This window comes from Pseudomonas sp. ICMP22404 (assembly GCF_006227205.1).
Taxonomy (GTDB): domain Bacteria; phylum Pseudomonadota; class Gammaproteobacteria; order Pseudomonadales; family Pseudomonadaceae; genus Aquipseudomonas.
In genome coordinates this window covers 26,929-40,038 of record NZ_VCNG01000004.1, presented here as the reverse complement: position 1 = coordinate 40,038, position 13,110 = coordinate 26,929, and the positions used below count along the sequence as shown (strand labels likewise).

Below are 13,110 nucleotides of genomic sequence, written 5' to 3'. Positions count from 1 at the left end.
GTCCATTGGTCTAAACGTCGCAGGTCCGGCGTGCTGGGCTATGCTCATATTTGGCGTTTTTCCCTTGTTTTTCAGGCTTGTACGCCGCGAACTGGGCGACTTTCCCGCCGATGGGCCTAACGTAGGGTTTGCGCGTCGATTCAACTGGGGTACGCTCGAACGCAGCCAGATGTTCAATCCAAGCAATGGAGTTCAGCATGGGGTATCAAAAGATTCAGGTTCCAGCCGTCGGTGACAAAATCACCGTCAATGCAGACCATTCTCTTAATGTTCCCGACAACCCGATCATCCCCTTCATCGAAGGTGACGGCATTGGTGTCGACATCAGCCCGGTCATGATCAAGGTTGTGGACGCTGCGGTTCAGAAGGCCTACGGCGGCAAGCGCAAGATTTCCTGGATGGAAGTCTATGCCGGTGAAAAAGCCACCCAGGTCTACGACCAGGACACCTGGCTGCCCCAGGAAACCCTGGATGCGGTCAAGGATTACGTGGTTTCCATCAAGGGCCCCCTGACCACGCCGGTCGGTGGTGGTATTCGTTCGTTGAACGTGGCCCTGCGTCAGCAGTTGGACCTGTATGTCTGCCTGCGCCCGGTGCGCTGGTTCGAAGGCGTGCCGAGCCCGGTGAAGAAGCCAGGCGACGTGGACATGACGATTTTCCGCGAGAACTCCGAAGACATCTACGCTGGCATCGAATGGAAAGCCGGTTCGGCCGAAGCCACCAAGGTCATCAAGTTCCTGAAAGAAGAAATGGGTGTCACCAAGATCCGCTTCGACGAGGATTGCGGCATCGGCGTCAAGCCGGTCTCCAAACAGGGCACCAAGCGTCTGGCGCGCAAGGCCTTGCAATATGTGGTCGACAATGACCGCGATTCGCTGACCATCGTGCACAAAGGCAACATCATGAAGTTCACCGAAGGTGCCTTCAAGGAGTGGGCCTATGAGGTGGCAGCCGAGGAATTTGGCGCCACGCTGCTCGACGGCGGACCGTGGATGCAGTTCAAGAATCCGAAAACTGGCAAGAACGTGGTGGTCAAGGACGCCATCGCCGATGCGATGCTCCAGCAGATCCTGCTGCGTCCGGCTGAGTATGACGTGATCGCCACCCTCAACCTGAACGGCGACTACCTCTCCGACGCCTTGGCGGCGGAGGTGGGCGGTATCGGTATTGCGCCGGGTGCCAACCTCTCCGACACCGTGGCGATGTTCGAAGCCACCCACGGTACCGCGCCCAAGTATGCGGGCAAGGACCAGGTCAACCCGGGGTCGTTGATCCTGTCGGCGGAGATGATGCTGCGTCACATGGGGTGGACCGAAGCAGCCGACCTGATCATCAAGGGCACCAATGGCGCGATTTCGGCCAAGACCGTGACCTATGACTTCGAACGCCTGATGGAAGGTGCCAAGCTGGTGTCGTCCTCTGGCTTCGGCGATGCCTTGATCTCGCACATGTAAGCGGATCGACGTGTAATAAAAGACGCCCGGCTCGAGTGATCGAGCCGGGCGTCTTGTTGACCGATGATGACAGCAGGTCAGTGGGTTTCGGTGACTCTGGTTTTGACTTTGACTTTTTCGGGGGTGGAGGTGCTTTCGACCTCGACCGGCGAAATATTGACCGCATGCAGGCCCTTGGGGCCTTGGATCACTTCGAATGTCACGGGCTGCCCGGCCTTCAGGGTTTTATAACCGTCCATCCTGATTGCCGAGAAATGCGCGAAAAGGTCTTCATCCCTGCCAGACGCCAGAATAAAGCCGTAGCCCTTGGCGTTGTTGAACCATTTCACCTTGCCACTCATCTTGACGACCGACATAGACCATTTCCCTCTGCAACGCACTCCATCACTGGAGTATCATCCAGTTCATCCGCAATCTAATCTTGTTTTAAGGATCGATTCCACGGACCTTTTTAACCCGCGATGGGCTCTATTGGTTGTAACACCGTTTTGCCGATAGTCAAGGTGACCTGGCGGCGGTGGTTGAAATCGCCAGCCAGTGCCCCCATCACTGTATTTGCCAACTAAACGAACCTTTCTTTCCATGCATGCAATCAGCCAGATTCGACTAACATTCAATCAGGATCGCCCGGATCTACATGACGACGATTCCGCAGGCATTGCTGTTCAGGAAGCAAAGCCTACGTTGCAGGCGCCACCGATGTATAAGGTGGTTTTGTTCAACGATGACTACACACCGATGGATTTCGTCGTCGAAGTGCTCGAGGTGTTTTTTAACCTGAATCGCGAGCTGGCGACCAAGGTCATGCTGGCCGTTCATACAGAGGGACGGGCAGTATGCGGAGTGTTTACCCGCGACATCGCCGAGACAAAGGCTATGCAGGTCAACCAGTACGCCCGGGAAAGCCAGCATCCGCTACTCTGTGAAATCGAGAAGGACGGTTAACGCCGACCACTTGGGTATGAGGTGAAGCCATGTTAAACCGCGAGCTCGAAGTCACCCTCAATCTAGCCTTCAAGGAGGCCCGTTCGAAGCGTCATGAATTCATGACCGTCGAGCACCTGCTGCTGGCCCTACTGGATAACGAGGCTGCCGCCACCGTTTTGCGTGCCTGTGGCGCGAACCTCGATAAACTCAAGCATGACCTGCAGGAGTTCATTGACTCCACCACGCCGTTGATCCCCGTCCATGACGAGGATCGTGAAACCCAGCCAACCCTGGGCTTCCAGCGTGTCCTGCAACGTGCTGTCTTTCATGTGCAGAGCTCGGGCAAGCGTGAAGTCACCGGTGCCAATGTGCTGGTTGCCATCTTCAGCGAACAGGAAAGCCAGGCGGTCTTCCTGCTCAAGCAGCAGAGCGTTGCCCGTATTGATGTCGTCAACTACATCGCCCATGGCATTTCCAAGGTGCCTGGGCATGGCGATCATTCCGAAGGTGAACAGGATATGCAGGACGAGGAGGGTGGTGAGTCTTCTTCTTCGGGCAATCCGCTGGATGCCTATGCCAGCAACCTGAACGAACTGGCGCGCCAGGGGCGTATCGATCCGTTGGTCGGGCGCGAAGCCGAGGTCGAGCGTGTCGCGCAGATCCTGGCCCGGCGTCGCAAGAACAACCCGTTGCTGGTGGGTGAGGCGGGCGTGGGTAAAACCGCGATTGCCGAAGGCCTGGCCAAGCGCATTGTCGACAACCAGGTGCCTGACCTGCTGGCCAACAGCGTGGTGTACTCCCTTGACCTGGGTGCCTTGCTGGCCGGCACCAAGTACCGCGGCGATTTCGAGAAGCGCTTCAAGGCGTTGCTGGGCGAGTTGAAGAAACGTCCGCAGGCCATCCTGTTCATCGATGAGATCCACACCATCATCGGTGCGGGCGCCGCGTCCGGCGGGGTCATGGACGCCTCGAACCTGCTCAAGCCATTGCTGTCGTCGGGCGATATCCGTTGCATCGGGTCGACTACCTTCCAGGAGTTCCGCGGGATCTTCGAGAAGGACCGTGCCCTGGCCCGGCGTTTCCAGAAAGTCGACGTCTCGGAGCCTTCGGTGGAAGACACCATCGGTATCCTGCGCGGCCTGAAGGGGCGTTTCGAGCTGCACCACAGTATCGAATACAGCGATGAAGCCCTGCGGGCCGCTGCCGAGTTGGCCTCGCGCTACATCAACGACCGGCACATGCCGGACAAGGCCATCGACGTGATCGACGAGGCGGGTGCCTATCAGCGCCTGCAGCCGGTAGAGAAGCGCGTCAAGCGCATCGAAGTGCCTCAGGTCGAGGACATCGTGGCGAAAATCGCACGTATTCCGCCCAAGCACGTCACCAGTTCCGACAAGGAGCTGCTGCGTAACCTGGAGCGTGACCTGAAGCTGACGGTGTTCGGCCAGGACGCGGCCATCGACTCGCTGTCGACCGCCATCAAATTGTCCCGCGCCGGTCTCAAGTCGCCGGACAAGCCGGTCGGTTCCTTCCTGTTCGCCGGTCCTACCGGTGTGGGCAAGACCGAGGCTGCGCGGCAACTGGCCAAGGCGATGGGGATCGAGCTGGTGCGCTTCGACATGTCCGAGTACATGGAGCGTCACACCGTATCGCGTCTGATCGGTGCACCTCCGGGGTATGTCGGGTTCGACCAGGGCGGCCTGTTGACCGAAGCCATCACCAAGCAGCCCCACTGCGTGCTGTTGCTCGATGAAATCGAGAAGGCGCATCCGGAAGTCTTCAACCTGCTCCTGCAGGTCATGGACCATGGTACGCTCACCGATAACAACGGGCGCAAGGCGGACTTCCGCAACGTGATCGTGATCATGACCACCAACGCCGGTGCCGAAACCGCGGCGCGTGCTTCGATCGGTTTCACCCATCAGGACCATTCGTCCGATGCGATGGAAGTGATCAAGAAGAGCTTCACGCCTGAATTCCGCAACCGCCTGGACACCATCATCCAGTTTGGTCGCCTCAGTCATGAGGTAATCAAAAGCGTGGTGGACAAGTTCCTCACCGAACTTCAGGCGCAGCTCGAAGACAAGCGTGTGCTGCTGGAAGTCACCGACGCGGCCCGCAGCTGGCTGGCAGAAGGTGGTTACGATGTGACGATGGGCGCGCGGCCGATGGCTCGCTTGATCCAGGACAAGATCAAGCGTCCGCTGGCCGAGGAAATCCTCTTTGGCGAACTGGCCGAGCATGGCGGTGTGGTCCACATCGACATCAAGGACGGCGAGCTGACCTTCGACTTCGAAACCACGGCTGAAATGGCCTGATCGAAACCTGTAATAAGCAGAAAGGCGCCGGAAGGCGCCTTTTTGCTGTCTGTCCTTGTGGGAGCGAGCCTGCTCGCGATAGCGCCGACACATTCAACATCAATGCAAGCTGAGCCAACGCTATCGCGAGCAGGCTCGCTCCCACATGGGATCTGCGTGGTTATCAAATCCCAGGCAAACAAAAACGCCCGGTATAAGCCGGGCGTTTTGTATTGACCTGTTAGCGAGCGCGGTAAGTGATGCGCCCTTTGCTCAAGTCATAGGGCGTCAGCTCGACGCGCACTTTGTCGCCGGTAAGAATACGAATGTAGTTCTTGCGCATCTTGCCGGAGATGTGCGCGGTAACGACGTGCCCATTTTCCAACTCCACGCGAAACATGGTGTTGGGCAGGGTGTCGACGACAGTGCCTTCCATTTCGAAGCTGTCTTCTTTCGACATGCAGTAAAGCCCTCGGTGTCCAGTGAATGGCCCGGTGCAACTGCGCCAGGCAAAAGCGGCGTGCATTGTGCCCGAAAAAGGGGGGGCAAGCCAAGGGGTTCTAGTGGCCTGTCTCAGACGCCGCCAAAAATGAACAGCCTAATTCCGAGACAGGACGCTAGTTGAGGACAACCCAGCGCTGGTTAACCAGCAGTTCAATCGGCCGATATTGGGTCTTGTAGTTCATTTTCTTGCAGTTCTTGATCCAGTAGCCCAGGTACACCGCTTCCAGGCCCAGGCGTCGGGCTTCGTTGATTTGCCAGAGGATGGCAAAACGTCCCAGGCTACGCCGTTCTTCTTCCGGCTCATAAAAGGTGTACACCGCCGAAAGTCCGTTGGGCAGCAAGTCCGTCACGGCAATCGCCACCAGTCGTCCTTCGAGGCGGAATTCATAGAAACGGGAAAAGGGCAGGTCGCGTACCAGAAAGGTCGAAAACTGATCGCGGCTGGGTGGGTACATGTCGCCGTCGGCATGGCGCTGCTCGATGTAGCGCTGGTACAGGTCGAAATACTCTTCGCTGAACTGTGGCTTGGCCGGCCGGACCTGGAGATCGGCATTGCGCTTGAAAATACGTTTCTGCTGGCGATCAGGGGTAAATTGCGCCACGGGGATACGCGCCGGCACACACGCATTGCAATGCTGGCAATGGGGGCGGTAGAGATGATCGCCACTGCGCCTAAAGCCCATTTCCGACAGGTCTGCGTAGACATGCACATCCATGGGCTGGCTAGGGTCGAGGAACAGCGTCGTGGCCTGCTCTTCGGGCAGATAACTGCAAGAGTGAGGTTGAGTGGCATAAAACTTCAAGCGCGCCAACTCGGTCATGATCAACCCCCGGGATAAGCTTTGGATTAAGTGTAAGCCACTGGTGAGAATGTCGCTCAGCAAACCCAGGTCGCGTGGTTGGGCTGGTCCAGGTGCGCCTTGAGGTAACCGGCAAATGCCGTGCGAGCGATCGACCGGGCGCCCAGGCTGTGCAGGTGCTCGGTGGGCATCTGACAGTCTATCAGCACAAAGCCGGCCGCCTTGAGGTGTTGGACCAGGGTGGCGAAGCCGAATTTTGACGCGTTGTCGGCCCGGCTGAACATGGATTCGCCGAAAAACAGCTGCCCCATGGCCAGGCCGTACAGGCCGCCCACCAGCAGGCCCTGGTCCCAGACCTCCACCGAATGGGCAAAGCCGCGTCGATGCAGCTCCAGGTAGGCGGTTTGCATGGCTTCGGTGATCCAGGTGCCTTCAGCATACGCCCGCGGCGCGGCGCAGGCCTGGATGACCGCCGCGAAGTCCTTGTCGAACGTCACCTTATAGCGCTGCTTGCGCAAGAGCTTGCCCAGGCTGCGCGAGACGTGCAGTTCGTCGGGAAACAGCACCGTGCGAGGGTCGGGAGACCACCACAGGATCGGTTGTCCCTCGGAAAACCAGGGAAAGCAGCCATGGCGATAGGCCTGGATCAGCCGGTCCGCAGACAGATCGCCACCCGCGGCCAGCAAGCCGTTGGGATCGCGCATGGCTTTTTCCAGGGGTGGAAAATCGAAGGTGTTGCGTTGTAACCACGTCAGCATTGTTGTCCGAACTTGCAGAAGGGGAGGGTGATGTAGCGAGGGGGGAAGCCCCTCGCCATGAGCACTGGTTCGAAGATTAACCGTCAAGCGGCCGGGATGTCATCGAGATACTTCTCCGCATCCAGCGCGGCCATACAGCCGGCACCGGCCGAGGTAATGGCCTGTCGATACACATGATCGGCCACGTCGCCGGCTGCGAATACGCCTTCGATATCGGTGGCAGTGGCATTGCCTTCGCTGCCGCCGCGCACCAGCAGGTAGCCGTCGCGCATGCTCAACTGGCCCTGGAACAGATCGGTATTGGGCTTGTGGCCGATGGCGATGAATACCCCGGCCAATTGCAAGGTGCTGGTTTCGCCGCTCTGGCTGTTGCGCAGGCGCGCGCCGGTCACGCCGCTGGCGTCGCCGAGCACTTCGTCGAGGTTCTGGTTCCAGTGCAGACTGATATTGCCGTTGGCGGCTTTTTCGAAGAGCTTGTCCTGCAGTATTTTTTCCGAGCGCAGCTTGTCCCGGCGGTGGATCAAATGCACCTCCCTGGCGATGTTGGACAGGTACAAGGCTTCTTCTACGGCGGTGTTGCCGCCGCCGACCACGGCCACCACCTGATTGCGGTAAAAGAATCCGTCGCAGGTCGCGCAGGCGGAAACGCCTTTGCCGGCGAAGGTTTCCTCCGATGGCAGGCCCAGGTACTGGGCTGACGCGCCGGTGGCGATGATCAGGGCATCGCAGGTGTAGGTGCCGCTGTCGCCGATGAGCTCGAATGGTCGCTGCTGCAACTTGGCGGTGTGGATATGGTCGTAGACGATCTGCGTGTCGAAGCGCTCGGCGTGCCGCTGCATGCGTTCCATCAGGACCGGGCCGGTCAGCCCTTCGACATCGCCGGGCCAGTTGTCGACTTCGACCGTGGTGGTGAGCTGGCCTCCGGCCTGCATGCCAGTAATGACGACGGGTTTGAGGTTGGCTCGGGCCGCGTAGACCGCTGCACTGTACCCGGCGGGGCCGGAACCGAGAATGATCAGGCGTGAATGCTTCACTTCGTTCATAAAAAACACCTCATAAGCCTTTGTCACAAAAGACAATGCATGGTCCAATTGGCGCTTGTACGGTCCGTTTACGGCTACCCTGTCACCCGGCGTGCGGGCAATGCCTTGGTGTCAACAAACCCGTACAATGCTTGAGTTTTGAACGCAGGATGGGCTAAAGATCAACATCTTCGGCAACACCTGCGGTTTTCTGGACGCACCTCTCAGTGGTAAAAGTAGTACTGGTTGTGCACATTCACTTTTTTACCTGCTTGTAATGAGCAGTTTTTTATAGTCATTCAACAGATGGACGCGCCGTTGGCGCAGGAAAAGAAGCGTTTTGAAGAAATCCACCGCAGCACCTAAAACAGTCGTTCCGCTCTGGCGCCAGCAATTGCACTACCGGCTCAAGGAAGGTGCATTGATCGCCATCGGTGCCTTGTGCCTGTTCCTGATGATGGCCTTGCTGACCTACGGCAAGGACGATCCGGGTTGGAGCCATAACAGCAAGATCGACGACGTGCAGAACTTCGGCGGTCCGGCCGGTTCCTACAGCGCCGACATCCTGTTCATGGTGCTGGGTTATTTCGCCTATATCTTCCCGCTGTTGCTGGCAATCAAGGCCTACCAGATCTTTCGCCAGCGCCACGAGCCGTGGCAGTGGAGCGGCTGGCTGTTTTCCTGGCGGCTGATCGGCCTGGTGTTCCTGGTGCTGTCGGGGGCCGCGCTGGCCCATATCCATTTCCATGCCCCCACCGGCCTGCCGGCCGGGGCGGGCGGCGCCCTGGGAGAAAGCCTCGGCGACCTGGCCAGGAACGCCTTGAATATCCAGGGCAGCACGCTGTTGTTCATCGCCCTGTTCCTGTTCGGCCTGACGGTGTTCACCGACCTGTCGTGGTTCAAGGTCATGGACGTCACCGGCAAGATCACCCTCGACCTGATCGAACTGATCCAGGGCGCCGTGAATCGTTGGTGGGCGGCCCGCGTCGAGCGCAAGCAACTGGTGGCGCAACTGCGTGAAGTGGACGACCGGGTCCATGACGTGGTGGCCCCGACGGTGCCCGACAAGCGCGAGCAGGCCAAGGTCAAGGAACGCCTGATCGAGCGCGAGCAGGCCCTGAGCAAGCACATGTCCGAGCGCGAGAAGCAGGTGCCACCGGTGATCACCATGGCCCCGGCCAAGGCGCCGGAGCCGAGCAAGCGCGTGCAGAAGGAAAAACAGGTACCGCTGTTCGTCGACAGTGCGGTGGAAGGCACCTTGCCACCGATTTCGATCCTGGATCCGGCGGAAAAGAAACAACTCAATTACTCTCCCGAATCCCTGGCGGCTGTTGGTCACCTGCTGGAAATCAAGCTCAAGGAGTTCGGTGTCGAGGTGTCGGTGGATTCGATCCACCCGGGCCCGGTCATCACCCGTTACGAAATCCAGCCGGCTGCCGGTGTGAAAGTCAGCCGCATCGCCAACCTCGCCAAGGACCTGGCGCGTTCTCTGGCCGTGACCAGCGTGCGGGTGGTGGAGGTGATTCCCGGCAAGACCACCGTGGGTATCGAGATCCCCAACGAAGACCGTCAGATCGTGCGCTTCTCCGAAGTGCTGTCGACCCCTGAGTACGATAACCACAAGTCGCCGGTCACCCTGGCCCTGGGCCACGACATCGGCGGCAAGCCGGTCATCACCGACCTGGCGAAGATGCCCCACCTGCTGGTGGCCGGTACCACCGGTTCCGGTAAGTCGGTGGGTGTGAACGCGATGATCCTGTCGATCCTGTTCAAGTCCGGCCCGGAAGACGCCAAACTGATCATGATCGATCCGAAAATGCTTGAATTGTCGATCTACGAAGGCATCCCGCACCTCTTGTGTCCGGTGGTCACCGACATGAAGGACGCCGCCAACGCCTTGCGCTGGAGCGTCGCCGAGATGGAGCGCCGCTACAAGCTGATGGCGAAGCTGGGGGTGCGCAACCTGTCGGGCTTCAATGCCAAGGTCAAGGAAGCCGAAGAGGCGGGCACGCCATTGACCGACCCGCTGTACCACCGCGAAAACATCCACGACGAGGCGCCGCTGCTGCACAAGCTGCCGACCATCGTGGTCGTGGTGGACGAATTCGCCGACATGATGATGATCGTCGGCAAGAAGGTCGAAGAGCTGATCGCCCGTATCGCCCAGAAGGCCCGTGCGGCCGGTATCCACCTGATCCTCGCCACGCAGCGGCCGTCGGTGGACGTGATCACCGGCCTGATCAAGGCCAACATTCCGACCCGCATGGCGTTCCAGGTGTCCAGCAAGATCGACTCGCGGACCATCATCGATCAGGGCGGCGCCGAGCAATTGCTCGGTCACGGTGACATGCTCTACATGCCGCCGGGCACCAGCCTGCCGATCCGGGTGCACGGTGCGTTCGTCTCCGACGATGAAGTACACCGCGTGGTGGAAGCCTGGAAACTGCGCGGCGCTCCCGAATACAACGACGACATCCTCAACGGCGTCGAAGAAGCCGGCAGCGGTTTCGAGGGCGGTGGTGGCGGTGGCGACGAGGATGCGGAAACCGATGCGCTCTACGACGAAGCGGTGCAGTTCGTTCTGGAAAGCCGCCGGGCATCGATCTCCGCTGTCCAGCGCAAGCTCAAGATCGGCTACAACCGTGCCGCACGCATGATCGAAGCCATGGAAATGGCAGGGGTCGTGACGGCCATGAACACCAATGGTTCGCGCGAAGTGCTGGCGCCGGGCCCGATGCGCGACTAATGACTCCGGGCGGCCCTGTACGCGCCGCTCGTCCCCCACGAATTCATGAGGACTCCCATGCGCCTGATTCGCATGTTGCTGTTGCCCGTACTGGCCCTGACCACCTTGTCGGCCCATGCCGATGAAAAGGATGTGGCTCGCCTGACCCAGCTGTTGGAAACATCCAAGACCCTGACCGCACGCTTTTCCCAGCTGACCCTGGACGGCAGCGGCACCCAATTGCAGGAAACCGCCGGTGACATGGCGCTCCAGCGTCCGGGGCTGTTCTATTGGCACACCGATGCACCGGCCGAGCAGTTGATGGTGTCCGACGGCAAGAAAGTCTCCCTGTGGGACCCGGACCTGGAGCAGGTCACCATCAAGAATCTCGACCAGCGCCTGACCCAGACGCCGGCCTTGTTGCTGTCGGGGGACATTTCCAAGATCAGCCAGAGCTTCGACATCACGGCCAAGGAAGCGGGCGGCGTGATCGACTTCACCCTCAAGCCCAAGACCAAGGACAGTCTGTTCGACAGCCTGCGCCTGTCGTTCCGCAACGGCCTGGTCAATGACATGCAACTGATCGACAGCGTCGGCCAGCGTACCAACATCCTGTTCACCGGGGTCAAGGCCAACGAGCCGATCGCGGCGTCCAAGTTCAAGTTCGACATTCCCAAGGGTGCCGACGTCATCCAGGAATAAGCGCCGCCCCCCTGTGGGATATGGCCTGTGGGAGCAAGGCTTGCCCGCGATACAGACATCTCGGTGCATCAGGTAGACCGAGGCGATGCAATCGCGGGCAAGCCTTGCTCCCACAAAGCTGTTCCTACAGAGCTGCTCCTACAAAGCTGCTCCAGCAGAGCGGCCTTCCGGCAGAGAGTATCGGCACCAGGATCAAGTGAGGTTGCATAAGCAGTGATGGACCTGTTTCGAAGCGCCCCGATTGCCCAGCCATTGGCCGCCCGCCTGCGCGCGACCAACCTGGATGAGTACGTCGGCCAGGAGCATGTGCTGGCCCGGGGCAAGCCCCTGCGCGAGGCCTTGGAGCAGGGTGCGCTGCATTCGATGATCTTCTGGGGGCCGCCGGGTGTGGGCAAGACCACCCTGGCCCGGCTGCTGGCGGAAGTGTCCGATGCCCATTTCGAAACGGTTTCGGCGGTCCTGGCCGGGGTCAAGGAGATCCGCCAGGCGGTGGAAGTCGCCAAGCAGCAGGCCGGGCAATACGGCAAGCGCACCATTCTGTTCGTCGACGAAGTGCATCGCTTCAACAAGTCCCAGCAGGACGCGTTCCTGCCGTATGTCGAAGACGGCACGTTGATCTTCATCGGCGCCACCACCGAAAACCCTTCCTTCGAACTCAACAACGCCTTGCTGTCCCGGGCGCGGGTCTATGTGCTCAAGAGCCTCGACGAGGCCGCGATGCGCAAGCTGGTGGACCGCGCGCTGACCGAGGAGCGTGGCCTGGGCAAGCGCAAGCTGAGCCTCAGCGACGAAGGTTTCCAGATCCTGTGTTCAGCCGCCGATGGCGATGGCCGCCGCTTGCTCAACTTGCTGGAGAATGCTTCGGACCTGGCCGAGGATGACAGCGAGATCGGTGTCGAGCTGCTGCAAAGCCTGCTTGGGGACACCCGGCGGCGCTTCGACAAGGGCGGCGAGGCGTTCTACGACCAGATCTCGGCATTGCACAAATCCATACGGGGTTCCAACCCCGATGCCGCCCTGTACTGGTTTGCGCGGATGATCGACGGTGGCTGCGATCCGTTGTACCTCGCGCGGCGGGTGGTGCGCATGGCCAGCGAGGACATCGGCAATGCCGATCCCCGGGCCCTGAGCCTGTGCCTGGCGGCCTGGGATGTGCAAGAGCGTCTGGGCAGCCCCGAAGGCGAACTCGCCGTGGCCCAGGCCATCACGTACCTGGCCTGTGCGCCGAAAAGCAACGCGGTGTACATGGGCTTCAAGGCGGCCATGCGCAGCGCCACCGAACATGGTTCCCTCGAGGTTCCGCTGCACTTGCGCAACGCGCCGACCAAGCTCATGAAGCAGTTGGGTTATGGCGAAGAATACCGTTACGCCCACGATGAGCCGGACGCCTATGCCGCTGGCGAAGACTATTTTCCCGAAGCACTCGAACCCCAGTCGTTCTATCAGCCGGTGCCCCGTGGCCTGGAGCTGAAGATCGGCGAGAAGCTGAACCATCTGGCGCAGTTGGATCGCCTGAGCCCACGGCAGCGGAGAAAACCTTGATTCCCCTGATACTTGCAGTTTCCGCTGGCGGTATCGCCGGCACCCTGGCACGTTTCGCCGCTAGCAATTGGGTCAACGCAAATTGGCCCCGGCACTTCTATACCGCGACGCTGACCGTTAATATCTTGGGCTGTCTGCTGATCGGCGTTTTATACGGTCTGTTCCTGATTCGTCCCGAGGTGCCTGTCGAAGTGCGCGCGGGGCTGATCGTCGGCTTCCTTGGCGGCCTGACGACCTTTTCGTCCTTTTCACTGGATACGGTGCGCCTGCTGGAAAGCGGGCAGGTGCCGCTGGCCCTGGGCTATGCGGCTGCCAGCGTATTCGGCGGGCTGCTCGCCACCTGGGCCGGCCTGTCCCTGACCAAACTTATCTAAACGAG

The 13,110-nt window shown here is 60.0% G+C and carries 12 protein-coding genes; 7 read left to right on the top strand and 5 right to left on the bottom strand.

Annotated features, from left to right (window positions below):
* The first annotated feature begins 197 nt into the window (after positions 1-197).
* On the top strand, positions 198-1,454 hold the full coding sequence (gene icd / locus FGE05_RS08450; RefSeq protein ID WP_024779303.1) for an NADP-dependent isocitrate dehydrogenase: 1,257 nt from the start codon (positions 198-200) through the stop codon (positions 1,452-1,454).
* A 77-nt stretch (positions 1,455-1,531) separates the two neighbouring features.
* Here icd and cspD read toward each other — a convergent pair whose 3' ends face one another.
* Positions 1,532-1,795 carry a cold shock domain-containing protein CspD gene (cspD, locus tag FGE05_RS08445; RefSeq protein WP_175362207.1) on the bottom strand — a complete coding sequence of 88 codons (264 nt, stop codon included), beginning with the start codon at positions 1,793-1,795 and terminating at the stop codon, positions 1,532-1,534.
* A gap of 241 nt (positions 1,796-2,036) precedes the next feature.
* On the opposite strand from cspD, the gene clpS reads away from it, so the two are divergent.
* Both clpS and clpA read left to right on the top strand, forming a co-directional pair.
* Complete coding sequence (gene clpS, locus FGE05_RS08440) at positions 2,037-2,399, top strand: ATP-dependent Clp protease adapter ClpS (protein WP_041023703.1); 363 nt, start codon at positions 2,037-2,039, stop codon at positions 2,397-2,399.
* A 29-nt stretch (positions 2,400-2,428) separates the two neighbouring features.
* The gene (clpA, locus tag FGE05_RS08435) at positions 2,429-4,699 is read left to right on the top strand and encodes an ATP-dependent Clp protease ATP-binding subunit ClpA (protein ID WP_024779301.1); all 2,271 of its coding nucleotides are present in this window, start codon (positions 2,429-2,431) and stop codon (positions 4,697-4,699) included.
* Between the two features lie 220 nt (positions 4,700-4,919).
* On the opposite strand, the gene infA is transcribed toward clpA, so the two are convergent.
* From infA to trxB, 4 genes are all read right to left on the bottom strand, one after another.
* Positions 4,920-5,138, bottom strand: a complete 219-nt coding sequence (gene infA, locus FGE05_RS08425; protein WP_002553999.1) for a translation initiation factor IF-1 — start codon at positions 5,136-5,138, stop codon at positions 4,920-4,922.
* Between the two features lie 157 nt (positions 5,139-5,295).
* A complete protein-coding gene (locus FGE05_RS08420; RefSeq protein WP_139643780.1) occupies positions 5,296-6,003 on the bottom strand; it encodes an arginyltransferase in 708 nt (235 codons plus the stop codon).
* A 56-nt stretch (positions 6,004-6,059) separates the two neighbouring features.
* Positions 6,060-6,740: a leucyl/phenylalanyl-tRNA--protein transferase gene (gene aat / locus FGE05_RS08415; protein WP_139643777.1), complete on the bottom strand. Its 681-nt coding sequence runs from the start codon at positions 6,738-6,740 to the stop codon at positions 6,060-6,062.
* Between the two features lie 83 nt (positions 6,741-6,823).
* Positions 6,824-7,783: a thioredoxin-disulfide reductase gene (gene trxB / locus FGE05_RS08410; RefSeq protein ID WP_139643774.1), complete on the bottom strand. Its 960-nt coding sequence runs from the start codon at positions 7,781-7,783 to the stop codon at positions 6,824-6,826.
* Between the two features lie 319 nt (positions 7,784-8,102).
* On the opposite strand from trxB, the gene ftsK reads away from it, so the two are divergent.
* The 4 genes from ftsK to crcB all read left to right on the top strand — a co-directional run bounded on the left by ftsK (position 8,103) and on the right by crcB (position 13,105).
* Complete coding sequence (gene ftsK, locus FGE05_RS08405; RefSeq protein WP_084213792.1) at positions 8,103-10,508, top strand: DNA translocase FtsK; 2,406 nt, start codon at positions 8,103-8,105, stop codon at positions 10,506-10,508.
* Positions 10,509-10,565: 57 nt separating this feature from the next.
* Positions 10,566-11,189 (top strand): outer membrane lipoprotein chaperone LolA, encoded by a 624-nt coding sequence (gene lolA / locus FGE05_RS08400; protein ID WP_024779296.1) that lies wholly within the window; start codon positions 10,566-10,568, stop codon positions 11,187-11,189.
* Between the two features lie 216 nt (positions 11,190-11,405).
* Positions 11,406-12,731, top strand: a complete 1,326-nt coding sequence (locus FGE05_RS08395) for a replication-associated recombination protein A (protein WP_139643771.1) — start codon at positions 11,406-11,408, stop codon at positions 12,729-12,731.
* Complete coding sequence (crcB, locus tag FGE05_RS08390; protein ID WP_139643768.1) at positions 12,728-13,105, top strand: fluoride efflux transporter CrcB; 378 nt, start codon at positions 12,728-12,730, stop codon at positions 13,103-13,105. Before FGE05_RS08395 ends, crcB begins: the two co-directional genes overlap by 4 nt.
* The last annotated feature ends 5 nt before the right edge of the window (positions 13,106-13,110 follow it).